The sequence below is a fragment of the Thauera sedimentorum genome (assembly GCF_014489115.1).
Classification (GTDB): domain Bacteria; phylum Pseudomonadota; class Gammaproteobacteria; order Burkholderiales; family Rhodocyclaceae; genus Pseudothauera; species Pseudothauera sedimentorum.
Window position 1 is genome coordinate 269,959 of sequence record NZ_JACTAH010000002.1, and the last position, 25,099, is coordinate 295,057.

Annotated in this window: 27 protein-coding genes; 24 read left to right on the forward strand and 3 right to left on the reverse strand. The window is 70.2% G+C overall.

The genetic code is table 11. The features are described from left to right. The first annotated feature begins 24 nt into the window (after positions 1–24). Together IAI53_RS11055 and IAI53_RS11060 are read left to right on the forward strand one after the other, a co-directional pair. Positions 25–1,182 (forward strand): alpha-hydroxy acid oxidase, encoded by a 1,158-nt coding sequence (locus tag IAI53_RS11055; protein WP_187718259.1) that lies wholly within the window; start codon positions 25–27, stop codon positions 1,180–1,182. Positions 1,183–1,453: 271 nt separating this feature from the next. Further along, entirely contained in the window at positions 1,454–2,329 is an 876-nt protein-coding gene (locus IAI53_RS11060) for an alpha/beta fold hydrolase (protein WP_187718260.1), read from the forward strand. Positions 2,330–2,335: 6 nt separating this feature from the next. Here the strand turns inward: IAI53_RS11060 and IAI53_RS11065 are convergent, their stop codons facing one another. Beyond that, the gene (locus IAI53_RS11065) at positions 2,336–3,454 is read right to left on the reverse strand and encodes an alkene reductase (protein WP_187718261.1); all 1,119 of its coding nucleotides are present in this window, start codon (positions 3,452–3,454) and stop codon (positions 2,336–2,338) included. A gap of 33 nt (positions 3,455–3,487) precedes the next feature. Next, positions 3,488–3,781 carry an ArsR/SmtB family transcription factor gene (locus tag IAI53_RS11070; RefSeq protein ID WP_187718262.1) on the reverse strand — a complete coding sequence of 98 codons (294 nt, stop codon included), beginning with the start codon at positions 3,779–3,781 and terminating at the stop codon, positions 3,488–3,490. A 239-nt stretch (positions 3,782–4,020) separates the two neighbouring features. On the opposite strand from IAI53_RS11070, the gene IAI53_RS11075 reads away from it, so the two are divergent. After that, positions 4,021–4,797: a class II aldolase/adducin family protein gene (locus IAI53_RS11075; protein WP_187718263.1), complete on the forward strand. Its 777-nt coding sequence runs from the start codon at positions 4,021–4,023 to the stop codon at positions 4,795–4,797. Positions 4,798–4,807: 10 nt separating this feature from the next. Here IAI53_RS11075 and IAI53_RS11080 read toward each other — a convergent pair whose 3' ends face one another. After that, positions 4,808–5,308 (reverse strand): VOC family protein, encoded by a 501-nt coding sequence (locus IAI53_RS11080; RefSeq protein ID WP_187718264.1) that lies wholly within the window; start codon positions 5,306–5,308, stop codon positions 4,808–4,810. Between the two features lie 260 nt (positions 5,309–5,568). On the opposite strand from IAI53_RS11080, the gene IAI53_RS11085 reads away from it, so the two are divergent. The 21 genes from IAI53_RS11085 to IAI53_RS11185 all read left to right on the forward strand — a co-directional run bounded on the left by IAI53_RS11085 (position 5,569) and on the right by IAI53_RS11185 (position 25,062). Next, a complete protein-coding gene (locus IAI53_RS11085) occupies positions 5,569–6,093 on the forward strand; it encodes a M48 family metallopeptidase (RefSeq protein WP_187718265.1) in 525 nt (174 codons plus the stop codon). Positions 6,094–6,196: 103 nt separating this feature from the next. Then, on the forward strand, positions 6,197–7,831 hold the full coding sequence (locus IAI53_RS11090) for a B12-binding domain-containing radical SAM protein (RefSeq protein ID WP_187718266.1): 1,635 nt from the start codon (positions 6,197–6,199) through the stop codon (positions 7,829–7,831). Positions 7,832–7,993: 162 nt separating this feature from the next. Then, positions 7,994–9,133: a hydrogenase small subunit gene (locus tag IAI53_RS11095; protein WP_285891457.1), complete on the forward strand. Its 1,140-nt coding sequence runs from the start codon at positions 7,994–7,996 to the stop codon at positions 9,131–9,133. A gap of 2 nt (positions 9,134–9,135) precedes the next feature. Then, complete coding sequence (locus tag IAI53_RS11100; protein ID WP_187718267.1) at positions 9,136–10,932, forward strand: nickel-dependent hydrogenase large subunit; 1,797 nt, start codon at positions 9,136–9,138, stop codon at positions 10,930–10,932. Positions 10,933–11,188: 256 nt separating this feature from the next. Continuing rightward, the gene (cybH, locus tag IAI53_RS11105) at positions 11,189–11,896 is read left to right on the forward strand and encodes a Ni/Fe-hydrogenase, b-type cytochrome subunit (RefSeq protein ID WP_187718268.1); all 708 of its coding nucleotides are present in this window, start codon (positions 11,189–11,191) and stop codon (positions 11,894–11,896) included. A gap of 351 nt (positions 11,897–12,247) precedes the next feature. Further along, the gene (locus tag IAI53_RS11110; RefSeq protein ID WP_187718269.1) at positions 12,248–12,868 is read left to right on the forward strand and encodes a HyaD/HybD family hydrogenase maturation endopeptidase; all 621 of its coding nucleotides are present in this window, start codon (positions 12,248–12,250) and stop codon (positions 12,866–12,868) included. Then, positions 12,868–13,182 carry a HypC/HybG/HupF family hydrogenase formation chaperone gene (locus IAI53_RS11115; protein WP_187718270.1) on the forward strand — a complete coding sequence of 105 codons (315 nt, stop codon included), beginning with the start codon at positions 12,868–12,870 and terminating at the stop codon, positions 13,180–13,182. The genes IAI53_RS11110 and IAI53_RS11115 overlap by 1 nt, the downstream gene beginning before the upstream one ends. Next, positions 13,179–13,613: a thioredoxin domain-containing protein gene (locus IAI53_RS11120; protein ID WP_187718271.1), complete on the forward strand. Its 435-nt coding sequence runs from the start codon at positions 13,179–13,181 to the stop codon at positions 13,611–13,613. The genes IAI53_RS11115 and IAI53_RS11120 overlap by 4 nt, the downstream gene beginning before the upstream one ends. Positions 13,614–13,627: 14 nt before the next feature. Continuing rightward, entirely contained in the window at positions 13,628–14,536 is a 909-nt protein-coding gene (locus IAI53_RS11125) for a hydrogenase expression/formation protein (protein WP_187718272.1), read from the forward strand. Beyond that, positions 14,529–14,738 (forward strand): rubredoxin, encoded by a 210-nt coding sequence (locus tag IAI53_RS11130; protein ID WP_187718273.1) that lies wholly within the window; start codon positions 14,529–14,531, stop codon positions 14,736–14,738. The genes IAI53_RS11125 and IAI53_RS11130 overlap by 8 nt, the downstream gene beginning before the upstream one ends. Next, positions 14,738–15,268 carry a [NiFe]-hydrogenase assembly chaperone HybE gene (gene hybE, locus IAI53_RS11135; RefSeq protein WP_187718274.1) on the forward strand — a complete coding sequence of 177 codons (531 nt, stop codon included), beginning with the start codon at positions 14,738–14,740 and terminating at the stop codon, positions 15,266–15,268. Before IAI53_RS11130 ends, hybE begins: the two co-directional genes overlap by 1 nt. Then, positions 15,265–16,395 (forward strand): hypothetical protein, encoded by a 1,131-nt coding sequence (locus tag IAI53_RS11140; RefSeq protein ID WP_187718275.1) that lies wholly within the window; start codon positions 15,265–15,267, stop codon positions 16,393–16,395. The genes hybE and IAI53_RS11140 overlap by 4 nt, the downstream gene beginning before the upstream one ends. After that, positions 16,388–16,729 (forward strand): hydrogenase maturation nickel metallochaperone HypA, encoded by a 342-nt coding sequence (hypA, locus tag IAI53_RS11145; protein ID WP_187718276.1) that lies wholly within the window; start codon positions 16,388–16,390, stop codon positions 16,727–16,729. The genes IAI53_RS11140 and hypA overlap by 8 nt, the downstream gene beginning before the upstream one ends. Before the next feature lie 5 nt (positions 16,730–16,734). Continuing rightward, positions 16,735–17,631: a hydrogenase nickel incorporation protein HypB gene (hypB, locus tag IAI53_RS11150; protein ID WP_187718277.1), complete on the forward strand. Its 897-nt coding sequence runs from the start codon at positions 16,735–16,737 to the stop codon at positions 17,629–17,631. A 7-nt stretch (positions 17,632–17,638) separates the two neighbouring features. After that, positions 17,639–18,763, forward strand: coding sequence for a Kae1-like domain-containing protein (locus IAI53_RS11155; RefSeq protein ID WP_187718278.1), 1,125 nt, complete (start codon positions 17,639–17,641; stop codon positions 18,761–18,763). 3 nt (positions 18,764–18,766) lie between these two features. Beyond that, the gene (locus IAI53_RS11160) at positions 18,767–19,015 is read left to right on the forward strand and encodes a HypC/HybG/HupF family hydrogenase formation chaperone (RefSeq protein ID WP_187718279.1); all 249 of its coding nucleotides are present in this window, start codon (positions 18,767–18,769) and stop codon (positions 19,013–19,015) included. After that, a complete protein-coding gene (gene hypD, locus IAI53_RS11165; RefSeq protein ID WP_187718280.1) occupies positions 19,012–20,145 on the forward strand; it encodes a hydrogenase formation protein HypD in 1,134 nt (377 codons plus the stop codon). Before IAI53_RS11160 ends, hypD begins: the two co-directional genes overlap by 4 nt. A gap of 178 nt (positions 20,146–20,323) precedes the next feature. Continuing rightward, a complete protein-coding gene (locus tag IAI53_RS11170; protein ID WP_187718281.1) occupies positions 20,324–20,674 on the forward strand; it encodes a hypothetical protein in 351 nt (116 codons plus the stop codon). Further along, the gene (gene hypE, locus IAI53_RS11175; RefSeq protein WP_187718282.1) at positions 20,671–21,717 is read left to right on the forward strand and encodes a hydrogenase expression/formation protein HypE; all 1,047 of its coding nucleotides are present in this window, start codon (positions 20,671–20,673) and stop codon (positions 21,715–21,717) included. The genes IAI53_RS11170 and hypE overlap by 4 nt, the downstream gene beginning before the upstream one ends. 175 nt (positions 21,718–21,892) lie before the next feature. Next, on the forward strand, positions 21,893–23,620 hold the full coding sequence (locus tag IAI53_RS11180) for a hydrogenase maturation protein (RefSeq protein ID WP_187718283.1): 1,728 nt from the start codon (positions 21,893–21,895) through the stop codon (positions 23,618–23,620). Next, positions 23,617–25,062: a sigma-54-dependent transcriptional regulator gene (locus tag IAI53_RS11185; RefSeq protein ID WP_187718284.1), complete on the forward strand. Its 1,446-nt coding sequence runs from the start codon at positions 23,617–23,619 to the stop codon at positions 25,060–25,062. Before IAI53_RS11180 ends, IAI53_RS11185 begins: the two co-directional genes overlap by 4 nt. The last annotated feature ends 37 nt before the right edge of the window (positions 25,063–25,099 follow it).

Consider the following 25,099-nt stretch of genomic DNA (forward strand, 5'->3'; position numbering starts at 1 on the left):
ACCAAACGGATACGGAGACAAAGCATGACCGCCATCACCTGCATCGAGGACCTGCGCCGCCTGGCCGTGAAGCGCGTGCCGCGCATGTTCTACGACTACGCCGACTCGGGCTCGTGGACCGAGACCACCTACCGCGCCAACGAGAGCGACTTCCAGGCCATCAAGCTGCGCCAGCGCGTGGCGGTGAACATGGAGGGGCGCAGCCTCGCCACCACCATGGCGGGCCAGCAGGTGAAGATGCCGGTGGCGATCGCCCCGACCGGGCTCACCGGCATGCAGCACGCCGACGGCGAGATCCTCGCCGCGCGCGCGGCGGAGAAATTCGGCGTGCCGTTCACGCTGTCGACGATGAGCATCTGCTCGATCGAGGACATCGCCGAGCACACCAGCGCACCGTTCTGGTTCCAGGTCTACATGCTGCGCGACCGCGACTTCATCCGCCGCCTGATCGAGCGCGCGCAGGCCGCGAAGTGTTCCGCGCTGATGCTCACCCTGGACCTGCAGATCCTCGGCCAGCGCCACAAGGACATCAAGAACGGGCTCTCCGCGCCCCCCAAGCCCACGCTGGCCAACATGATCAACCTGGCCACCAAGCCGCGCTGGTGCCTCGGCATGCTGGGCACCCAGCGACGCACCTTCCGCAACATCGTCGGGCACGCCAAGGGGGTGGCCGACATGTCCTCGCTGGCGAGCTGGACCGCCGAGCAGTTCGACCCCGCGCTGTCCTGGGCGGACGTGGAGTGGGTGAAGAAGCTGTGGGGCGGCAAGCTGATCCTCAAGGGCGTGATGGACGCCGAGGACGCCCGCCTGGCCGCCGACAGCGGCGCGGACGCGCTGATCGTTTCCAACCACGGCGGCCGCCAGCTCGACGGCGCGCCCTCGTCGATCAACGCCCTGCCGGCCATCGTGGACGCGGTGGGCGAGCGCATCGAGGTGTGGATGGACGGCGGCATCCGCAGCGGCCAGGACGTGCTCAAGGCGGTCGCCCTGGGCGCGCGCGGCACCCTGATCGGGCGGCCCTTCCTCTACGGCCTGGGTGCGATGGGCGAGGCCGGCGTGAGCAAGTGCCTGGAACTGATCCACCGCGAGATGGACATCACCATGGCCTTCTGCGGCCACACCGACATCCGCAAGGTGGGGCGCGAGATCCTGGTGCCGGGCACCTACCCGCTGGCCGGCTGAGCCGGTTTCCGTAGGAGCGGCCTCGGCCGCGATTGCGACGTGGGCAACAAGGCGACCGCATCGCGGGCAAGCCCGCTCCTACCGGCCGCGACACGCCGACCGGCGGATGCGCTGCGGGTGTTCGTGCCAAGGCGCAACGGCGACGTAGCCGCGACCCGCCTGACCGGCTCCCGCAGGAGCGGCCTTGGCCGCGACTGCAGCGCCGGCAGCAAGGCGACCGCATCGCGGGCAGGGGATAGAATGCCTGTCCCCCACCCCCCTGGCGCCACCCATGCACCCCGCCCACTCCACCACCGAACAACTCACCATCCGCGGCCTGCGCTACAACGTGCGCCGCTGGGGGCCGGCGGAGGCGCCGCGGGTGTTCATGCTGCACGGCTGGATGGACGCCTCGGCCACCTTCCAGTTCGTGGTCGAGGCGCTGGCGCAGGACTGGCAGGTGATCGCGCCGGACTGGCGCGGCTACGGCGGCACCGACTGGCTGGGGCGGGCCTACTGGTTCCCCGACTACTACGCCGACCTCGACGCGCTGCTCGCCCACTATTCGCCGGACGCGCCCGCGCAGCTGGTGGGCCACAGCATGGGGGCGAGCATCGCCGCGGTGTATGCCGGCCTGCGTCCGCAGCGCGTGGCGCGCCTGGCGATGCTCGACTTCCTCGGCCTCAAGCCGCCGGCCGACGAGAACCCTGCCGACCATCTGCTCGCCTGGCTGGACGCGCAGAGCGACAGCCCGCGCCTGCGCGCCTACCCCGACCATGCCACGCTGGCCCGCCGGCTGAGCGCGGCCAACCCGCGGCTCACCGAGGAGCGCGCCGACTTCCTCGCCCGCCATGTCGGCCGTGTGCGCGCCGACGGCCAGGTGGAGATGGCCTGCGACCCCTGGCACAAGGTGCCCTCGCCCTTCCTCTACCGGGTGGATGACGCAATGGCCGCCTGGCAGCGCATCGCCGCCCCGGTGCTGATGCTGGAGGCCGGCGACGGCTTCGTCAGCCAGCGCTTCGATGAGGATGCGGACGAATACCGGCGCCGCCTGAGCTGCTTTGCGGACGTGCGCGTGATCCGCATGGCGGACACCGGCCACAACCTGCAGCACGACCGCCCGGACGCGGTGGCCGCCGCGCTGGAGGACTTCCTGCAGCGCGGCTGAGGCGGGTCAGGCGGTTTCCAGCACCGGATAGTCCAGGTAGCCGCGTTCGCCGCCGCCGTAGAAGGTCTTGCTGTCCCAGGCGTTGAGCGGTGCGTTCTCGCGCAGGCGCAGCACCAGGTCCGGGTTGGCGATGAAGGCCTTGCCGAAGGCGACGATGTCCGCTCGCCCTTCGGCCACCGCGGCCATCGCAAGGTCGCGGTCGTAGCCGTTGTTCACCATCCACGCGCCACGGCCGCCGACCTTGGCATAGGCGGCGCGCAGCGCGGCGTAGTCGAAGGGTGCGTCGCCCTGCTGGAAGTCGCGCGGCCCGCCGGTGGCGCCTTCGATGATGTGCACATAGGCCAGCGTCCAGCGCGCCAGCTGCTCGACCACATGGGTGAACAGCGGCTGCGGGTCGGGGTCGGACGCGTCGTTGGCCGGGGTGACCGGCGAGATGCGGATGCCCACGCGGCCGGCGCCGATCTCGGAGGTGACCGCCTCCATCACTTCCACCAGCAGGCGGGCGCGATTGGCGATGCTGCCGCCGTAGGCGTCGGTGCGCTGGTTGCTGCCCGAACGCAGGAACTGGTCGATCAGGTAACCGTTGGCCGCATGCACCTCGATGCCGTCGAAACCGGCCTCGATGGCCGCGCGCGCGGCACGGCGGTAGTCCTCGACGATGCCGGGAATCTCGTCGATGTCCAGCGCCCGCGGTTCGGAAGTGGGCACGAAGCTGCCGCTGCCGTCCGCATTGACCAGATAGGTCTTGGCCTTGGCGGTGATCGCCGAGGGCGCCACCGGCGCCGCGCCACCGGGTTGCAGCGCGGTGTGCGACACCCGGCCCACATGCCAGAGCTGGGTGACGATGGTGCCGCCGGCGGCATGCACCGCGTCGGTGACCCGCCGCCAGCCGGCGACCTGCTCGGGCGCGTAGAGGCCGGGCACGTCGGAATAGCCCTGGCCCTGCGCGCTGATCGCGGTCGCTTCGGTGATCAGCAGGCCGGCGCTGGCGCGCTGCGCGTAGTAGGTGGCAGTCATCGCCGCCGGCACCGCGCCGGGCGCGCGGTTGCGGGTGAGCGGGGCCATGGCGATGCGGTTGGCGAGCTTCAGTTCGCCGGCGACGAGGGGGTCGAACAGGGTGGTCATGGGGTTGGTCTCCGGAGGTTGGGAGGACAGGCTTCAGAGTTCGTGGCCGATCTGGCGCAGGAACTCGGCGATGGTCTCTTCGTTGCGCTTGTAGAACACCCACTGGCCGATGCGCCGGGTACTGACCAGGCCGGCGCGCGCAAGCACCGCCAGGTGGGTGGAGACGGTGGATTGCGACAGCCCGCAGCGCTCGAACTTGCCGGCGCACACGCCGACTTCCAGCGGATGCTCCTGGTCGGCGAAGTGTTTCTCCGGCTCCTTGAGCCACTGCAGGATTTCGCGCCGCACCGGGTGGGCGAGCGCCTTGATGACTTCGTCGAGATCCATGTCGGTCTGCCACAGAAATATCGCGCACAGCCGATAGACACATCGACAGCGCACGAATTTAATATCGAGTTCGATCGAACTATAGATCGTTTGTTATCGATATGTAAATCGAACATTTTCGATATCCGATCGCCAAGCGGCCCACATGACCTCGTCGGCAAGCGATCACGACAGTGCTTGTCCGGCACTCCGCGCGGGTCTATGAAGGGTGAACCGGCATGCACGCCGCGGAGGCTGCCATGAACGCACCGCAATCGACCGATGGCCCCGCGCTACGCGCGCAGGTCGGCGAAGACGAATGGGCGCAGCGCGTCGCGCTGGCCGCCTGCTACCGCCTGGTCGCCCTGTACGGCTGGGACGACCTGGTGTTCACCCACATCTCGGCGCGCGTGCCGGGACCGGAACACCACTTCCTGATCAACCCCTACGGCATGCTGTTCGAGGAGATCAGCGCCTCCAGCCTGGTGAAGGTGGGCCTGGACGGGCGCAAGGTGCTCGACAGCCCGCACCCGGTGAACCCGGCCGGCTTCACCATCCATAGCGCCATCCACGCCGCGCGCGAGGACGCGGTCTGCGTGCTCCATGTACACAGCGTTAACGGCATCGCCGTGTCCGCCCAGCGCGAGGGGCTGCTGCCGCTGTCCCAGCATTCGATCTTCGTGCTGTCCTCGCTCGCCTATCACGACTACGAGGGCGTGGCGCTCAATGCCGACGAGAAGCCGCGCCTGGTGCGCGACCTGGGCGACAAGCGCTACCTGATGCTGCGCAACCACGGCCTGCTGACCGTGGGCGTCACGGTGGCCGACGCCTTCGTGGCGATGTACTTCCTGGAAACCAGCTGCATGATCCAGGTGCGCGCGCAGGCCGGCGGCGGCGAGCTGACCCGCATCGGCACGGGCATCGTGGCCGGCGCGCAGGACCAATGGAGCAAGGTCACCCACGGCCAGGGCGGGCTGATCGCCTGGCCTGCGCTGCTGCGCCGCCTGGACCGTGTATCGCCCGGCTACCGCGACTGAGGGCCGGGGCTCAGCCGCCGGCGTGGGCGCGCTGGAGCGCGGCGATGTCGAGCTTTTTCATCTGCAGCATGGCCTTCATGGCGCGCTGCGAAGCCTCGTAGTCCGGGTCGGTGAGCAGCTCGATCAGCACCGCCGGCACGATCTGCCAGGACAGGCCGAACTGGTCCTTGAGCCAGCCGCATTGCTGCGCGCGCGGCTCGCCGCGGGCCGACAGGCAGTCCCAGTAATGATCCACCTCGTCCTGGGTGTCGCAGTTCACCTGCAGCGAGACCGCCTCGTTGAAGGTGAACGCCGGTCCGCCGTTGAGCGCGGTGAAGCGCTGGCCGTCGAGCTCGAAGGCCACGGTCAGCACCGAGCCCTTGGGCTTGCCGTGGTGCTCGAAGCCGGCCTCGCCGTAGCGCGACAGCTCGACAATGCGCGAGTTGGGGAAGATGCCGGTGTAGAAGGCCGCGGCCACTTCGGCCTGGTCGTCGAACCACAGGCAGGGGGTGATGCGTTGGGTGATCTTCATGCGGAGTCTCCTGGCGGTTGCGGGCGAGGCGGGCCGGTCCGCCTCTCCAACATAGTCGTTTCGACCCGGCCCGCTTCGACATCGGCTCGACCGGCCCTTGTAGGAGCGGCCTTGGCCGCGATGCCACGTGCGGGAGAACGACGGCCGAATCGCGGCCAAGGCCGCTCCTACAAGGGGCACGCCGTCGCTTCCCGCCGCGCGCGCTTGCCCTGGCTCCTTCCCCTCGACCACAATCGCGCCGAGCCACCCGCCCTTCGACCATGCAACCGAAACCCCGCACCGCCTATCTCGCCGGCTATCCCGCCGAACTCACCGCCCAGGTCGACGCGCTGATCGCCGCCGGCAAGATGGGCGCGCTGCTGCGCAAGAAGTACCCGCAGGCGCACACGGTGCGCACCGACAAGGCGCTGTACGACTACGTGCAGGCGATGAAGAGCGACTACCTGCGCAACGCCGCCCCGCTCTCCCGCGTGGCCTACGACGGCAAGCTGCAGGAGCTGCGCAACGCGCTCGGCACCCATGCGCGCATCTCGCGGGTGCAGGGCGGGCGGCTCAAGGCCAAGCGCGAGATCCGCGTCGCCACGGTGTTCCGCGACATGCCGGAAGACTTCCTGCGCATGATCGTGGTGCACGAGCTGGCCCACCTGAAGGAACCGGACCACGACAAGGCCTTCTACCAGCTGTGCTGCCACATGGAGCCGAACTACCACCAGCTTGAGTTCGACCTGCGGGTGTATCTGAGCCACCTGGAGGCCGGCGGCGACCCCCTGTGGGGCGGCAACTGAGCCGCCGACGGGCAGCGATGCGGGCTTTTGCCCTTACACAGACCGAGGTTTTCCCGCACAATCGGGCCCAAAAAACGCGACGAACCCGCAGAGAGAGCCCGCCATGCGCGTCACCCTGGTCCATCCCGCCGGTTTCAACTTCGTGCCCGGCCAGCCGGATTTCTCCGTGCTGGCCAACCGCATGGCGCCGATCGGCATCCTGCAGCTCGCCTCCTGGCTGGAGAAGCACGGCCACCCGACGCAGGTGCACGACTGCCTCGGCCCCTACGCACCGGCCTCGCTGGAGGCCAACGCCGAGCAGGTGCTGGCCACCGACCCTGAGCTGGTCGGCTTCTCCGCCACCACCTCGGGCTTCATGGACGCGGTGGACATCGCCGCCTACATCAAGGCCAAGCGCCCGCATGTGAAGATCTTCTTCGGCAACGTGCATGTGTCCTCGATCGGCGCACCGCTGCTGGACCACTTCCCCGAGATCGACTACCTGTGCATCGGCGAGGGCGAAGGGGCGATGCTGGACATCGCCGAAGGCATGGCCGACAAGGACGTCGCCAACATCATCTACCGCGACGGCGGCGGCAACCCGGTGATCAACCCGCGCCGCGCGCGCATCCTGGATCTCGACGAACTGCCCTTCCCGGCCTACGAGAAGCTCGCCGGCTTCCCGCACGGCTACCACCTGCCGCTGTTCTCCTACGAGAAGCGCTGGGGCGCGACCATGATCACCTCGCGCGGCTGCCCCTACACCTGCTCCTTCTGCGACCGCACGGTGTACGAGCGCCTCTACAAGTACAACTCGCCGCAGTACGTGCACGACCACATCCGCCACCTGCGCGACAGCTTCGGCGTGCACCACATCAACATCTACGACGACCTCTTCACCGCGCACAAGAAGCGCATCCACGAGCTGTGCGAACTCTTGATCGCCAAGCCGCTGGGGGTGGATTTCAACTGCGCGATCCGCACCGGCCACACCTCGGACGAGATGCTGGCGCTGCTCAAGCGCGCCGGCGCGCTGATGGTGTCGATGGGCATCGAATCCGCCGACCCGGGCATGATGGAGCGCCACAAGACCGGGGTGACCCTGGAGGCGGTGAAGAAGACCGTGGAGCAGATCCACGCCGCCGGGCTACGCGCCAAGGGCCTGTTCATCTTCGGGCTGCCGGGCGAGACGCCCGAGACGGTGAAGGCCACCAGCGACTTCATCCTGTCGCTGGACCTCGACGAGATGAACATGACCAAGTTCAGCCCGATGTACGGCGCGCCGATCTGGGACGAGTGCGTCTCCGGCAAGGAAGGCGACTTCATCGAGGACTGGCGGCTGATGAACTGCCTGAACTTCGTCTACAAGCCGGCCGGCTTCGAGTCGCGCGAGGAGATGGACGCGCTCTACAACTGGCATGTGCGCCGCTACTACGACAGCAAGGCCTACCGCCGGCGCTTCAGCAAGAAGCTCTGGCAGCACCGCTGGAGCCTGTGGCACGTGGTCAAGAACCTGCCGCGCGTCATCCAGGCCGCGCGCTACTTCAGCGCCAACAAGGAACAGCTGGAAGCGGCCAAGCAGAACTTTGCCCCCCATCCGCGCCAGCCGCAGGGCCTGAAGCCCTACCTCAGCCCGGAGCTGCAGGCCGATGCGATCGCGGCGATGTCGCCGGTGAAGATCTCGCGCCGAATCAAGCCGGCCGGCGAAGTCGCCCAGGACGGCTGCAGCACGCCGCAAGCGGCCGCCGCCGGCGCCTGAGGCGGCGCCGGACAAGCCGCTTCCACCTCCCCGGCAATCCGGAAGATCGCTTTTCACCCTGCCCACGCAGTGCGCTTGAACGGCGCGCGCAATCCCCTGAGCCGGCAAGGGGTTTGCGCGCCCTGACGCCCCTGGCACGGAAGTTGTAGAGGCCCTCCCACCATGCCCGCCCCGCCCGGGGCCGACGGCATCCGCGACAGGGGAGACGCCTCGATGATCGAAACCTTCTACGACGTGCTGCGCCGCCAGGGCATTACCCGGCGCAGCTTCCTCAAGTTCTGCAGTCTCACCGCGACTTCGCTGGGCCTGGGCTCGGCTGCCGCGCCGCGCATCGCTCACGCGCTGGAGACCAAGCCGCGCACCCCGGTGGTGTGGCTGCACGGGCTGGAATGCACCTGCTGTACCGAGTCCTTCATCCGCTCTGCGCACCCGCTGACCAAGGACGTCATCCTGTCGATGCTCTCCCTCGACTACGACGACACCCTGATGGCCGCCGCCGGCCACCAGGCCGAGGCCATCCTCGAAGAGGTCAAGCGCAAGTACAAGGGCCAGTACATCCTCGCGGTGGAAGGCAACCCGCCGCTCAACGAGGACGGCATGTACTGCTTCCAGGGCGGGCGCCCCTTCGTCGAGAAACTCAAGGACATGGCCGCCGACTGCAAGGCCATCATCGCCTGGGGCTCCTGTGCCTCCTGGGGCTGCGTGCAGGCCGCCAAGCCCAACCCGACGCGCGCCACCCCGGTGCACAAGGTGATCACCGACAAGCCGGTGATCAAGGTGCCGGGCTGCCCGCCCATCCCCGAGGTGATGACCGCGGTGGTCACCTACATGCTGAGCTTCGACCGCCTGCCCACGCTGGACCGCATGGGCCGCCCGGCGATGTTCTACGGCCAGCGCATCCACGACAAGTGCTACCGCCGCCCGCACTTCGACGCCGGCCAGTTCGCCGAGAGCTGGGACGACGAGGGCGCGCGCAAGGGCTACTGCCTCTACAAGATGGGCTGCAAGGGCCCGACCACCTACAACGCCTGTTCCACGGTGCGCTGGAACGAGGGCGTGTCCTTCCCCATCCAGTCCGGCCACGGCTGCATCGGCTGCTCGGAAGACGGCTTCTGGGACAAGGGCAGCTTCTACAGCCGGGTCACCGACATCAAGCAGTTCGGCATCGAATCCAACGCCGACAAGGTGGGCGCCACCGCTGCCGGCATCGTCGGCGCCAGCGTCGCGGCGCACGCCGCGGTGACCGCCCTGGCGCGCGCGCGCAACAAGACCGGCATCGACGTCAAGCAAGGGGACAACTGATCATGGGCGTGTACGAAACCCAGGGCTTCAAGCTCGACAACACCGGCAAGCGCGTCGTCGTCGACCCGGTGACCCGCATCGAGGGCCACATGCGGGTCGAGGTGAACCTCGACGAGAACAACGTGATCCGCAACGCGGTGTCCACCGGCACCATGTGGCGCGGCCTGGAAGTCATCCTGCGCGGCCGCGACCCGCGCGACGCCTGGGCCTTCACCGAGCGCATCTGCGGGGTGTGCACCGGCACCCACGCGCTGACCAGCGTGCGCGCGGTCGAGGACGCGCTGGGCATCGCCATCCCCGAGAACGCCAACACCATCCGCAACCTGATGCAGCTGAACCTCTACGTTCACGACCATCTGGTGCACTTCTACCACCTGCACGCGCTCGACTGGGTGGACGTGGTCAGCGCGCTCAAGGCCGACCCCAAGGCCACCTCGGCGCTCGCGCAAAGCATCTCCAGCTGGCCGAAGTCCTCGCCGGGCTACTTCCGCGACCTGCAGAACCGCCTGAAGAAGTTCGTCGAGAGCGGCCAGCTCGGCCCCTTCATGAACGGCTACTGGGGCAACCCGGCCTACAAGCTGCCGCCGGAAGCCAACCTGATGGCGGTCGCCCACTACCTGGAAGCGCTCGATTTCCAGAAGGAAATCGTCAAGGTGCACACCATCTTCGGCGGCAAGAACCCGCACCCCAACTGGCTGGTGGGCGGCATGCCGTGCGCGATCAACCTCGACGGCGTGGGCGCGGTGGGCGCGATCAACATGGAGCGCCTGAACCTGGTCAAGAGCATCATCGACCAGACCAAGGAGTTCATCGAGCAGGTCTATATCCCCGACCTGCTGGCTATCGCCTCCTTCTACAAGGGCTGGCTGCACGGCGGCGGCCTGTCCTCGCAGGCCATGCTGTCCTACGGCGACATCCCGCAACGCGCCAACGACTACACCGCGCCCAACCTGCTGCTGCCGCGCGGCGCGATCATCAACGGCGACCTGTCCAAGATCCACGAGGTGGACATCAAGGACCCCGAGCAGGTGCAGGAGTTCGTCTCCCACTCCTGGTACAAGTACGCCGACGAAACGAAAGGCCTGCACCCCTGGGACGGTGTCACCGAGCCCAACTTCGTGCTCGGCAAGAACACCAAGGGCAGCAAGACCGCGATCGAGTCGCTCGACGAGGAAGGCAAGTACTCGTGGATCAAGGCCCCGCGCTGGCGCGGCCACGCCATGGAAGTCGGCTGCCTGTCTCGCATGGTGCTGGGCTACCTGCAGCCGCAGCAGTACCCCTTCATCAAGGACACCATCGACGCGGTGCTCGGCAAGCTCGACGTGCCGGTGCAGGCGCTGTTCTCCACCCTGGGCCGCACCGCGGCGCGCGGCATCGAGACGCTGTACTGCGCCAACCTGCAGGTCGAGCAGTTCGACAAGCTGATGGCCAACCTCAAGGCCGGCGACCTGACCACCGCCAACATCGACAAGTGGGAGCCGGAGACCTGGCCGAAGGAGGCCAAGGGCGCCGGCTTCACCGAGGCGCCACGCGGCGCGCTGGGCCACTGGATCAAGATCAAGGACGGCAAGATCGACAACTACCAGGCGGTGGTGCCCACCACCTGGAACGGCAGCCCGCGCGACCACAAGGGCCAGATCGGCGCCTTCGAGGCCAGCCTGCTCGACACGCCGCTGGCGAAGGCGGACGAGCCGCTGGAGATCCTGCGCACCCTGCACTCCTTCGACCCCTGCCTGGCCTGCTCGACGCACGTGATGAGCCCGGACGGCCAGGAAATGACGCAGGTGAAGGTGCGCTGAAGCGCGAGTTCTGTCACGGCAGGGCGGCGGCCGGTTTTCTCCTTCGACGCGCCCCGCCGCCCTGCCGCTGACAGACCCATAGCCGGTGCACCCGGCGTCCCTCCCCCTTCAAGGGGGAGGACAGGTGGGGGATGGGTTTCGGTTCGGGGAGACAACCCCATCCCCACCCCGACCCTCCCCTTGAAGGGGAGGGCGCAGGCGAACCGAAGCGCTTTCACCCGCTCGCCGCGCCGAACCTGGATAACTGGAGAACATCATGCTTGCTGAACAGGATGCCTTCGAAGCCGAGCGCAGCGCGCGCATGGTCAAGGCGGTGTACGTCTATGAAGCACCCCTGCGCCTGTGGCACTGGGTCAATGCGCTCGCCATCGTGGTGCTGGCGGTTACCGGCTACTTCATCGGCAAGCCGCTGCCGGCGCTGTCGGGCGACACCAGCGCGCAGTACCTGATGGGCTGGATCCGTTTCCTGCACTTCTCGGCGGCCTACATCTTCGCCATCGGTTTCCTCGGCCGCATCTACTGGGCCTTCGTCGGCAACCACCACGCCCGCCAGCTCTTCCTGCTGCCGATCTTCAACCCCAACTGGTGGGGCGAAGTGTTCTACGAGCTGCGCTGGTACCTCTTCCTGGTCAAGGAGCCGAAGAAGTACGTCGGCCACAACCCGCTGGCGCAGCTGATGATGTTCCTGTTCTTCACCGTCGGCGCGGTGTACATGATCCTCACCGGCTTCGCGCTCTACGGCGAAGGCCTGGGCGCGGGTAGCTGGGCGGACGAGATGTTCGGCTGGGTGATCGCGGTGCTGGGCGGCAACAGCATGCAGGTGCACAGCCTGCACCGCCTGGGCATGTGGGTGACGCTGTGCTTCGTCATCGTGCATGTGTATGCCGCGATCCGCGAGGACATCATGAGCCGCCAGAGCCTGATTAGCACCATGATCAGCGGCTGGCGGATGTTCAAGGACTGACGCCCGCCCGTCCTCCGAACGGCCCGGCGCATTTACCGGGCCGTTGCCGTATGCCGCCCCCGATCGATGCGCCAGCAGCTGCCAATGTAGGAGCGGCCTTGGCCGCGATGCGGCGTTCGTTTCATCCCGGACTGCATCGCGGGCAAGCCCGCTCCTACACCCGAAATCTCCGGCGTACGCACCTGGCCGGAGGCGGATACCGACTTTCCACTCTGGAATGTTAATTTCCACTTCATCCGCCAACCTTATGCACTGACACCCGCAACCCCCTGATCCGCCGCTGCATTTCCACCCACGGCGCACTGGCACGGTCCCTGCTGAACTTCGACCGTCCCGACCCCGAGCGCCGCCATGAACACTCAGCCCGACCCCATCCTGCTCCTCGGCATCGGCAACCTGCTGTGGGCCGACGAAGGCTTCGGCGTGCGCTGCGTCGAGGCCTTCAGCGCGCGCTGGAAGGTACCCGAGCACGTCACCGTGATGGACGGCGGCACCCAGGGCCTGTACCTGCTGCCCTACCTGGCCGCCGCACGCCGCCTGATCATCTTCGACGCCATCGACTACGGCCTGCCGGCCGGCACCCTGCGGCGGGTCGAGAACGCCGAGGTACCGCGCTTCATGGGCGTCAAGAAGATGAGCCTGCACCAGACCGGCTTCCAGGAGGTGCTGGCCTCGGCCGAGCTGCTCGGCCAGCTGCCGGAGGAGATGCTGCTGATCGGCGTGCAGCCCGCCGAACTGGACGACTATGGCGGCAGCCTGCGCCCGGCGGTACGCGCGCGCGTACCCGAGGCCCTCGAGCTGGCCGCGCAGCGCCTGCGTGACTGGGGCGTGGAGTTGCTCCCTGCCGAAACCCCCACCGCGGTGCTCAACGACCACGCGCTGGCGCTGGACGGCTACGAAGCCGGCCGCCCGGCCGCCGACGAAGCCTGGCGCATGGGCGACCTGCGCTTCCATCCGGACGCGCTGCGCTGATGTGCGTCGGCATCCCCATGCAGGTCGTGCGCGGTGACGACACCCGCGCGCTGTGCCGCGGCCGTGACGGCAGCGAAACCTGGATCGACCTGCTGCTCACCGGCGCCCAGCCGCCCGGCACCTGGCTGCTGACCTTCCTCGGCGCCGCGCGCGAAGTGCTCGACCCCGAACGCGCCGCGCAGATCGGCGCCGCGGTGGATGCACTCGGCGACCTGCTCTCCGGACGCAGCACCGACATCGACGCCGCCTTCGCCGACCTGATCGAGCGCGGCCCGCAACTGCCCGACTTCCTGCGCAAGGACACCACCCCATGAGCACGCCCTTCGCCACCCAGCTCGAACGCCTGGAAACCCGCCACGGCTTCCTGCGCCTCGCCGCCGACGAGGTAGACGCCTTCGCCGCCACCGGCGACAGCCTGCTGCTGCTGACCGACGAGCCGCAGACCTGCCCCGAGGCCTGGGACATGGCCCTGGTGCTGCCCGAGGCGCTCAAGGCCTGGCCGGGGCGCTTCCGCCCCGGCGTGGCCGACCCGGCCGCCAGCCGCGAGATCGCCGCGCGCTTCGGCGCCGGCCAGCTGCCGGCCATGCTCTTCCAGCGCGACGGCGCCTGGGTGGGCAAGCTGGAAGGCATGTTCGAGTGGGAGCGCCTGGTGGCCGCGCTCGGCGCCATGCTCGCCGCCCCCACCGCGCGCCGTCCCGGCATCGGCATCCCGGTGCGCGCCGCCACCACCTCCTCCTGCCACTGACGGAGCCCGAGATCATGAAGGTCTTTCCCATCCCGCTCGTCTCGCTCGACGCCATCTCCGCACGGGTCGGCCGTGACTCCCAGCCGGCCGAAGAGGACGGCTTCGACTACCTGCCGCTGCCGTCCGGCATGCACACCTTCGACCTGCCACGCATGCCCGAGGCCACCGACCCGGCGGCCACCGCCGCGGCCATCGCCGCGCTGGAAACCGTGCTCGCCGGCCTGCAGGGCTGGCGCTTCGGCGAAGGCAGCAATCCGCTGTTCGACCTTTCCGCCCTGGACGCCGATGCGCTGGCGGTGGTGAATGACGCCCTCGGCCAGGGCGAGGTCTCCGCCATCGTGCGCGGCAGCCCGGCACTGCACATCCAGGAGACCGTGTTCGCCGGCCTGTGGCGCGTCCAGGCGGTGGACGCCGACGGCCGCCTGCTCTCCGACATGCTGGAGGCCGGCGCCATCCCCGCAGCGGTGCCGGCCGCCGCAGCCACCGCTGCGCACCCCGCCAGCGACAGCGCCCAGCCGCCGCTGATCGACGGCGTGATGAACGCCCAGCCGGTGCTCTTCGAGCTCTTCGCCGCCGCCCGCGCCCACCGCCCGGGCGACGCCGCCCACGTGGTCAACCTCAGCCTGCTGCCGATGACCCCGGCCGACCTCGCCTGGCTGGGCGCGGCGCTCGGCGACGGCCCGGCCACCGTGCTGTCGCGCGGCTATGGCAACTGCCGCATCACCGCCACCGGCCTGCCGGCCACCTGGCGGGTGCAGTACTTCAACAACGACGACAAGCTGATCCTCGACACCGTCGAAGTCACCGACATCCCGGAGGTGGCGCTGGCCGCCACGGAGGATTTCGCCGACAGCCTGTTGCGGCTGACCGAATGGGTCGCTACGCTGCGGGAAGGTCTGGCGGACGGGGCGGACGATGTTTGAAGGCAGCTACCTGGGCAGGGACGACGCGCTGACCGACGATGCACGGCTCGAATGCGGCATCTGCTGGTGGGTGTACGACCCGGCCGAAGGCGACGAGCTCGGCCAGGTGCCGCCCGGCACGCCCTTCTCCCGCCTGCCCGCCGACTGGACCTGCCCGAACTGCGACGCCCCCAAGCACAAGTTCCTGGTGGTCAACGACTAGTGTCCGCAACAGCCTGTCCGCCTCACGCCCGCAACCCGCAGCAGCAGCTGGCCGAGCGCTTCGCCTGTATCGCCGCCACCCGCATGGCCGGGCTGCCGGTGGTGAACCCCGCGCTCAGCGTGGCGGTGCCGGCGATGCAGGCCTGGCTGGGCGAATGGCTGGGCGTGCTGGTCACCCCGTGGGCGGTGAACCTGGTCATCCTGCCCGGCCCCGGCGGGCGCTTCCGCGCCATCGAGGTGGGCGGCGCGCAGTGGTGGGACTTCCCCTCCGGGCGCTACGAATTCCTCGGCAACCGCGAGGACGGCCTGGGCCACTACCAGAGCTGTTCGCTGGCCTCGCCGGCCTTCGACTTCCCTACCCAGGCGGATGCGGAAGCCTTTGCGCTGGCCGCCTTCGATGCCCTGCTGGCCGCCCCGCCGCAGCCGCCCGCCAGCGCAGAGGGCGCGCATCTCGCTGGCGGCTCGGCCATCGCCCAGCCGCTCTCGCGGCGCGACTTCCTGCGCGGCGGCCCCTTCGGAGGTGGACGATGAACCCTGCCGGCCAGCTGCTCATCGAAGCCGAGTGGGACGGTCGCGGCGTCCCCGTCGCCCGCGCGCTCAACAGCCGCCCGCAGGCCGCCAGGCTGCTGGTCGGGCGCACGGTCGATGAGGCGCTGGCCCTGGTGCCGGCGCTGTTCTCGCTGTGCGGGCGCGCCCAGGCGCTCACCGCCCAGGCCGTAGTGGCCGCGGCGCGCGGCGAAGCGGCGCCGGACGAGGCCGCGCGCATCGCCGCCGAGCGCGCGATCGCCGCGGAGGCCGCGCAGGAGCACTTGTGGCGCCTGCTGCTCGACTGGCCGGCGCTGTTCGGCTACGAACCGCGCCGCGGACGCTTCGCCGAACTGCACCGCCAACTCGCCCGCGTGGCCGGCAACGGCCCCGACAGCGCGCGCGACGTGGGCGGGCAGATCCTCGACCTGGTGGCCGCGGAGCTGCTGGCCGGCTTCTTCACCGTGGCGCGCGAACCCTCCAGCCTGGCCGAGTTCGCCAGCCGCGCACGGCGTGGCGGCTCGGTGGGCGCCGCGCTCGGCGACCTGCTGGAGATGGGCACCTACGCCCCGCCGCGCGGCATGGCGACGCTGCTGCCCTGCGCCAGCGCCGCCGAGTGGGCGGCGGCACTTGCCGGCGTGCCGGACGAGGATTTCTGCCGCGCCCCCACCTGGCAGGGCGCGCCGGCCGAGACCGGGGCACTGGCCCGCCACCAGGATTCGATGCTGGTCCGCCTGCTGGTGCAGCGCGGCCACCCGGTGGCCGCCCGCCTGTTTGCCGAGGTGGTGGATCTGTCCGACTGGGCCAGCCGCCTGCGCCATCCGCTCGCCGAGGACATGCCGGTAGTGCTCGACGCCGCCCCGCTGGGCGAGGGCGCGGGCCTGGCGCGCTGCGAGACCGCGCGCGGGGTGCTGGTCCATGCCGTACGGCTCGACGGCGACACCGTGGCCGAGTACGCCATCGTCGCCCCCACCGAATGGAACTTCCATCCGGCCGGCGCCTTTGCACTGGAAGGCAGCGGCTGGCAGGCACCGGACCTGGAGAGCGCGCGCCGCCACCTCACCGCGCTGGTGCTCGGGCTCAACCCGTGCGTGCCCTTCGAAGTGAAGCTCACGGAGTCTGGCCATGCATGAGATGTCGCTCGCCGAAGGGGTGCGCGGCATCGTCGAGGACGCCGCCCGCGCGCATGAGGGGCGCCGGGTCGGCGCGGTGGTGCTGGAGATCGGCGAACTCGCCGCAGTCGAGGTCGAGGCGCTCACCTTCTGCCTGGAAGTGGTGCTGCGCGGCACCGTGGCCGAAGGCGCGCGCATCGACGTCGAGGCGGTGCCCGGCACCGGCTGGTGCATGCAGTGCGCCGCCACGGTGCCGGTGGCGGCACTGTACGACGCCTGCCCGCAGTGCGGCAGCTACCAGGTGCAGCCCACCGGCGGCACCGAGATGCGGGTCAAGGAACTGGAACTGGAGTAGACGAGATGTGCACGGTGTGCGGTTGCGGTAGCGGAGAACTGAGGATCAACGGCCAGGCGATGCCGATGCGCGCGCCGGCCAAGGCACGCGCCAAGGCGGCCACCCACACTTGGCGTGCGCCCGCCCCCGACGCCCCGCGCCTGGGTGAAGCGACGCCGGACACCGAACCGACCGCCGCGCCCGGCCACCTGCATTTCGGCCACGGCCCGGCGCATGCGCACGCCCCGGGGCTGTCGCAGACCGAGATGCTGCGTATCGAGCAGGACATCCTCGGCAAGAACGATGCCTTTGCCGCGGCCAACCGCAAGCATCTGGCCAACCTGGGCGTGTTCGCCCTCAACCTCGTCTCGAGCCCCGGCTCGGGCAAGACCACGCTGCTGGTCGAGACCATCCGCCGGCTCGCCGGCAGCATGCCGGTGGCGGTGATCGAGGGCGACCAGCAGACCGAGTTCGACGCCGAGCGCATCCGCGCCACCGGCGCCCCCGCGCTGCAGATCAACACCGGCAAGGGCTGCCACCTGGACGCCCACATGGTCGGCCGCGCCTTGCGCGAACTGCCGCTGCCCGAACGCGGCCTGCTGCTGATCGAGAACGTCGGCAACCTGGTGTGCCCGGCCGCCTTCGACCTCGGCGAAGCGCACAAGGTGGTGATCCTCTCGGTCACCGAAGGCGAGGACAAGCCGCTCAAGTACCCGGACATGTTCGCCGCCGCCGACCTGATGCTGCTCTCCAAGGTCGACCTGCTGCCGCACCTGAACTTCGACGCCGAACGCGCCATCGATTTCGCACGGCGGGTGAACCCGAAGCTGCAGGTGATCCGCTGCTCGGCCACCAGCGGCGAGGGCTTCGACGACTGGCTGGGCTGGATCAGGACCGGCGTAGCGCAGGCACAGAAAGCCTGAGATAACGATGCAGGCCTGCACCGCCTCCCCAGCCGTCGCGGACCGCCCGCTCGCCCTGCCCGGCCCGCCGGTTCTGGCGACCGGCGCCTGGTTCGAGAGCACCCCGGCGCGGGTGGCCGGCGACCGGCTGCACCGTGCGGCCAGCGCCGGCGACCTGATCGATGCCGAAGCCTGCCGGCGCTTCGACGCCGCGCTCGACGCCCTGCTGGAACTGCCCGGCGAGCCGCCGCGGGCCATCGCCCACGACCTGCACCCGGACTTTCAATCCACCCGCGCCGCCCGCGCCTTGGCCGAGCGCCTGCAGGTGCCGGCCATCGCCGTGCAGCACCACCACGCGCATCTTGCCGCGGTGCTGGCCGAACATGGCCACCCCGGCCCGGCGCTCGGCATCGCCGCCGACGGTGTCGGTCTGGGCGATGACGGCGCCGCCTGGGGCGGCGAACTGCTGCTGGTCGATGGCGCCGCCTGTACCCGGCTGGGCCACCTGCGTGCGTTGCCGCTGCCCGGCGGCGACCGCGCCGCGCGCGAGCCCTGGCGCATGGCCGCCGCGGCGCTCCAGCTGGCCGGGCGCGGCGAGGAGATCGCAGCGCGCTTCGCCCGGCACGGCGCCGCCGCGCAGCTTGTGCAGATCATCGACCGCCCGCACCTGTCGCCGCCCTCCACCAGCCTGGGCCGCCACTTCGACGCCGCCGCCGCGCTGCTCGGCCTGTGCGAGGTGAATGAGACCGGCGCGCAGGCCGCCATCGCGCTGGAGTCGGCCGCGCGCGCTCACGGCCCGGTGGCGCCCGAGTCGGACGCATGGCGCGTCACCGCCGACGGCACGCTGAACCTGCTGCCGCTGCTCGTGCGCCTCGCCGACGAGACCGACGCCGCCCGCGGCGCCGCACGCTTTCACGCCACGCTGGCCGCCGCCTGCGCCGACTGGCTCGCCGCTGCCGCCACCGCGCAGCGCATTCGCACCGTGGCCTTGGGCGGCGGCTGCTTCCACAACCGCCTGCTCACCGCCGCACTACTCGAACACCTCGCCGCCGCCGGCCTCGTCGTGCTGCGCCCCGAACGCCTGCCGCCGGGCGACGCCGGGCTGGCCGCCGGCCAGGCCTGGGTCGCGCAACGCATCCTCGAAGGAAACTGAACCATGTGCCTCGCCATCCCCGCCCGCGTGGTGGAGTTCGCCGCCGACGACCAGGCCGTCGTGGACCTGGGCGGCGTGCGCAAGCAGGTCTCGCTGGCGCTGGTCGACGGCGTCGAGCTGGGCGACTACGTCATCGTGCATGTCGGCTACGCGCTTTCCCGCCTCGACCCCGAAGAGGCGGAAGCCACGCTGGCGCTGTTCCGCGAGGCCGGCGAACTGCTCCAGCCCGCCGGCGGCGAGGGGGCCGCATGAAGTACGTCGACGAATTCCGCGATGGCGAAGTCGCCCGCGGGCTGGCCGCGGCCATCCGCGCCGAAGCCGACCCCACGCGGCGCTACGCCTTCATGGAGTTCTGCGGCGGCCACACCCACGCCATCTCGCGCTACGGCGTCACCGATCTCTTGCCCGCCAACGTGCGCATGATCCACGGCCCCGGCTGCCCGGTGTGCGTGCTGCCGATCGGCCGCATCGACCTCGCGATCCAGCTTGCGCTGGAGCGCGGCGTCACCGTGCTGACCTACGGCGACTGCCTGCGCGTACCGGCCTCCAACGGGCTGTCGATGCTGAAAGCCAAGGCGCGCGGCGCGGACATCCGCATGGTGTATTCGGCGGCCGACGCGCTCGCCCTGGCGCAGCGCGAACCGGCGCGCGAGGTGGTGTTCTTCGCCATCGGCTTCGAGACCACCACGCCGCCCACCGCGCTGGTGCTACAGCAGGCGCGCGCGCTGGGGCTGGCCAACTTCAGCGTGATGTGCAACCACGTGCTCACCCCCTCGGCCATCCAGACCATTCTGGAAAGCCCCGAGGTGCGCCAGCTGGGCACCGTGCCGCTGGACGGCTTCATCGGCCCGGCGCACGTGTCCACCATCATCGGCAGCCGGCCCTACGAGTTCTTTGCCGAGGAATACCGCAAACCCGTGGTGATCGCCGGCTTCGAGCCGCTCGACGTGATGCAGGCCATCCGCATGCTGATCCGCCAGGTGAACGAATCGCGCGCCGAGGTGGAGAACGAATTCACCCGCGCGGTGAGCCGCGAGGGCAACCTCAAGGCGCAGGCGCTGGTCTCCGAGGTCTTCGAGTTGCGCCGCGCCTTCGAGTGGCGTGGCCTCGGCCAAGTGCCCTACTCCGCGCTGCGGATCCGCGCGCCTTTTGCGGCCTGGGACGCCGAGGCCAAGTACGGCCTCGACTACCGCTCGGTGCCGGACCACAAGGCCTGCGAATGCGGCGCCATCCTGCGCGGGGTGAAGCGCCCCACCGACTGCAAGCTGTTCGGCACGGTGTGCACGCCGGAGAACCCGATGGGCTCGTGCATGGTGTCCTCGGAAGGCGCCTGCGCCGCGCACTACAACTACGGCCGCTTCCGCGACCATGCGGCGGCATGAACGCGATGTGCCTGCCAACAGCGCCGCATCGCGGCCAAGGCCGCTCCTACCAAACCCCGCGCCCCCCTGTAGGAGCGGCCTTGGCCGCGATGCGGCGTCCGGAGTTCCCCCCAGCCCCCGTAGGAGCGGCCTTGGCCGCGACTGCGCCGGGCTCCCGCAACCGTCCAGAGACGCTCCCATGCTGCAAGCCGCCCTGCTCGGCCTGATCGACGAAGCCTGTACCGAGATCCTCACCCTCACCGAGGAGGTCGACGAGGCGGCTTTCTTCCGCAGCCGCCTGACCCACGCCGAGACCGTCAAGCGCCTGAAGGCCATCGCCCAGGCCGCCGGCGAGTTGCCGGACAGCGCGCGCAGCACCATCGCCGAGATCGACTGGGCGCGCTGGCAGGAACTCGGCCGGGAGCTCGCCGCCGGCAGCGCCGGGCCGCTGACCGTATGGGTGGCGGTACGCGAGCTAGCGCCGCTCACCCTCAACTGGCTGCGCGTCTACCGCCAGTCGCAACCCGACCTCTTCCGCCTCAATCCATGAAACCGAACTACGTCCGCCCCCTCGATCTGCGCAACGGCCGGGTCGACCTCAACCATGGCGCCGGCGGCCGTGCCATGGCACAGCTGATCGAGGAGCTCTTCGCGCGCGCCTTCGCCAACGACTATCTCGGCCAGGGCAACGACGGCGCGGTGCTGCCCGCCCCCGCGCCAGGCGAGCGCCTGGTGATGGCCACCGACGCCCATGTGGTGACCCCGCTGTTCTTCCCCGGCGGCGACATCGGCAGCCTGGCGGTGCACGGCACGGTGAACGACGTCGCGGTGATGGGCGCACGCCCGCTGTACCTGACCGCCAGCTTCATCCTCGAGGAAGGCTTCCCGCTCGCCGATCTCGCCCGCATCGTGCAATCGATGGCCGCTGCCGCACGCACTGCCGGCGTGCCGGTGGTCACCGGCGACACCAAGGTGGTCGAGCAGGGCAAGGGCGACGGCGTGTTCATCTCCACCACCGGCCTGGGCGCGCTGCCCGCCGGGCGCGAGCTGGGCGGCGCACTCGCCCGCCCGGGCGACGCGGTGCTGGTCTCGGGCAGCATGGGCGACCACGGCATGGCCATCCTGGCGCAGCGCGAATCGCTCGCCTTCGAGTCCGAGATCGTCTCCGACAGCGCCGCGCTGCACGGCCTGATCGACGCCCTGCTCGCCGCGGTGCCCGGCGTGCGCGTGCTGCGCGACCCCACCCGCGGCGGGCTGGCCACCACGCTCAACGAGATCGCCCGCCAGTCGGGCGTCGGCATGCAGCTCGATGAGGCGGCTATTCCGGTGAACCGCCAGGTCGCCGCGGCCTGCGAGCTACTCGGCCTGGACCCCTTGTATCTCGCCAATGAAGGCAAGCTGGTGGTCGTCTGTGCGCCGGAGGACGCCGAGGCCGCGCTCGCCGCGCTGCGTGCCCACCCGCTCGGGGGCGCCGCCGCACGCATCGGCAGCGCCACCGCCGACCCGCATCACTTCGTCCAGGTGCGCACCGCCTTCGGCGGCCAGCGCATGCTCGACTGGCTGTCCGGCGAACCGCTGCCGCGCATCTGCTGAGGAGGATGGACGTGACCGAGGCTTACCCGCCCCGCTGCCCCGTGCCGCCCCCTGTAGGAGCGGCCTTGGCCGCGATACGTCCGATCGGCGGAACGAAAGCCGCGATCGCGGCCAAGGCCGCTCCTACAGCTGCGCGGACCGCATTCCTTCCCCTACGCCCGGCAAGGCGGTGACCATGCGCATCCTGCTCCTCACCCACAGCTTCAACAGCCTGACCCAGCGCCTGCATGCGGAACTCATCGCCGACGGCCACGAGCTGTCGGTGGAGTTCGACATCGCCGACAGCGTCACCGAAGAGGCGGTGGCGCTGTTCGCCCCGGACCTGGTGCTGGCCAGCTTCCTCAAGCGCGCGGTGCCGGAATCGGTGTGGCGCCGCGTGCCGACGCTGATCGTGCACCCCGGCATCGTCGGCGACCGCGGCCCGGCCGCGCTCGACCACGCCATCCAGCAGGGGCTCGCCGACTGGGGCGTGACCGTGCTGCAGGCCGAGGCCGAGATGGACGCCGGTCCGGTGTGGGGGCATGCCGAATTCCCCCTGCGCGCAGGCGCCACCAAGGCGAGCACCTACCGCAACGAAGTCACCACCGCCGCACTGACCGCGGTGCGCGAGGCGCTGGCGCGTTACCCCGACTGGCGCGCCGGGCGCTGGCAGCCGCGCGCGCAGGACTACGCCGACCCGGCGGTACGCGGCCGCCCGCATGCACCGATGACCCAAGCCGACCGCGCCCTCGACTGGGCCGCCATGTCGACCTGCGAAATCCTCGCCCGCATGCACGCCGCCGACGGCTTTCCCGGCGTGCTCGACACCCTGTTCGGCCTGCCCTGCCGGCTGTTCGACGCCCACCCCGGCCCCTGCGTCCCGGACGCCACGCCCGGCACGGTGGTCGGTCGCCGCCACGACGCGCTGCTGCGCGCCACCCGGGATGCCAGCGTATGGATCGGCCATGTGCGCCGCGCCGACCACGCCCACCCCTTCAAGCTGCCGGCCGCGCTGGCCTTCGCCGCGGAGGCCGCCGGCCTGCCCGAACTGGACGATGCGCAGCCCGCCTGCCCGGACATCGCCTACCGCGAATCGGCCGACGGGCGCATCGGCTTCCTCGCCTTCGACTTCTACAACGGCGCCATGGGCACGCCCGAATGCGAACGTCTCACCGCCGCGGTGCACGCCGCACGCGCCCGCCCCACCCAGGTGCTGGTGCTCACTGGCGGGCACGACTTCTGGTCCAACGGCATCCACCTCGGCCGCATCGAGGCCGCCGCATCGCCAGCCGACGAATCCTGGCGCAACATCAACGCCATGGACGACCTCTGCCTCGCGCTGCTGGAGACCACGGACCGCCTGACCGTGGCCGCGCTGCGCGGCAACGCCGGCGCCGGCGGCTGCTTCCTGGCGCTGGCCTGCGATGAGGTGTGGGCGCGCGACGGTGTGGTGATGAACCCGCACTACAAGAACATGGGCAACCTGTTCGGCTCTGAATACTGGACCTATCTGCTGCCACGCCGGGTCGGCGACGAGGGTGCGGCGCGCATCATGCGCGAGCGCCTGCCGCTCACCGCCCGCCTGGCGGCCGAACGCGGCCTCGTCGACCGCGTGTTCGGCGCCACGGTCGACGCCTTCGAAGCCGAACTGCAGCGCCATGCCGATGATCTCGCCGCCACCGCCATCGAAGACCGCATCGCCGCCAAGGCCGCAGAGCGCGCCGCCGACGAGGCCGACAAGCCGCTTTCCGCCTACCGCACCGAGGAGCTCGCCGCAATGCGGCGCAACTTCTACGGCTTCGACCCCAGCTACCATGTCGCCCGCTACCATTTCGTCATGAAGACGCCGCATTCCTGGACCCCCCGCCACCTCGCCCGCCACCGCGAACCCGGCTGGCGCGTCGCCACCCCGGAGGCCGCATGATCAAGCGCCTGCCCACCGTACTGGTGGTCGACGACGAGGTGCGCTCGCAGGAAGCGCTGCGTCGCACGCTGGACGAGGACTTCGAGGTGTTCACCGCCTCGGGCGCCGACGAGGCGCTGGCGATCCTGGAGCGCGAGTGGATACAGATCGTGCTCACCGACCAGCGCATGCCCGGCACCTCGGGCGTGGCCCTGCTGCGCCAGGTGCGCGAGCGCTGGCCGGACGCGGTGCGCATCATCATCTCCGGCTACACCGACTCCGAGGACATCATCGCCGGGGTCAACGAGGCCGGCATCTACCAGTACCTGCTCAAGCCCTGGCAGCCCGAGCAGCTGCTGCTCACCCTGCGCGGCGCGGCCGAACTCTCGCGCCTGCAGGCCGAGAACCAGCGCCTGGCGGTGGACCTCAAGGCTTCCGCGCCGGTGCTCGCCGCACGCGCCGGCGAACGCCGCGGCCAGCTGGCGCAACGCTATGCCCTCGATCGCCTGGTGCGCGCGCCCGATTCGCCGATGAACGCGCTGTGCGCCATGGTCGAGCGCCTCGCCGCGCTCGACATCCCGGTGCTGCTCACCGGCGAATCCGGCACCGGCAAGGAACTACTCGCCCGCGCGCTGCACTACGACAGCCCGCGCGCCGAACAGGCCTTCGTGGTGGAGAACTGCGGCGCGCTGCCCGACCAGTTGCTCGAATCCGAGCTCTTCGGCCACAAGCGCGGCGCCTTCACCGGCGCTTTCGAGGACCGCGTGGGCCTGTTCAGGCAGGCCGACGGCGGCACCATGCTGCTCGACGAGATCGGCGAGACCTCCGCCGCCTTCCAGGTGAAGCTCTTGCGCACCCTGCAGGAAGGCGAGATCCGCCCGCTGGGCAGCAGCCGCACCCAGGCGGTGGACGTGCGCGTGGTGGCCGCCACCAACCGCGACCTGGAAGCCGAAGTACGCGCCGGGCGCTTCCGCGAGGATCTCTACTACCGCCTCGCCGCCTTCACCCTGCATGTGCCGCCGCTGCGCGAGCGGCCGATGGACATTCCGCTGATCGCGCAGAGCCTGGCCGACGAAACCGGCGCCGCCCTCGGCCGCCGCTTCGCCCCGCTGTCGCGCGAGCTGGTCGCTTGCCTCACCGCCTGGCGCTGGCCGGGCAACGTGCGCGAACTGCGCAACGAGGTACTGCGCATGGCGGCACTGGCCGACGGCGACACGCTCTCCGCCGCCCACCTCAGCGCGCGCGTGCTGCGCGCTGCGGAGAGCGAACAGGAGGCGGCGCTGGAACTGATCGACGGCCTGCAGGGCGATCTCAAGACCCGGCTGGACGCGCTGGAGGCGCGCATCCTCAAGGAGGCGCTGATCCGCCTGCGCTGGAACAAGACCCGCGCCGCGCAGGAACTGGGCCTGTCGCGGGTCGGCCTGCGTGCCAAGCTGGCGCGCTACGGGCTGGACGGCGGCTGAGCACTGCCGCCGGGCGAGCATCCGCCGCCATGCCCTT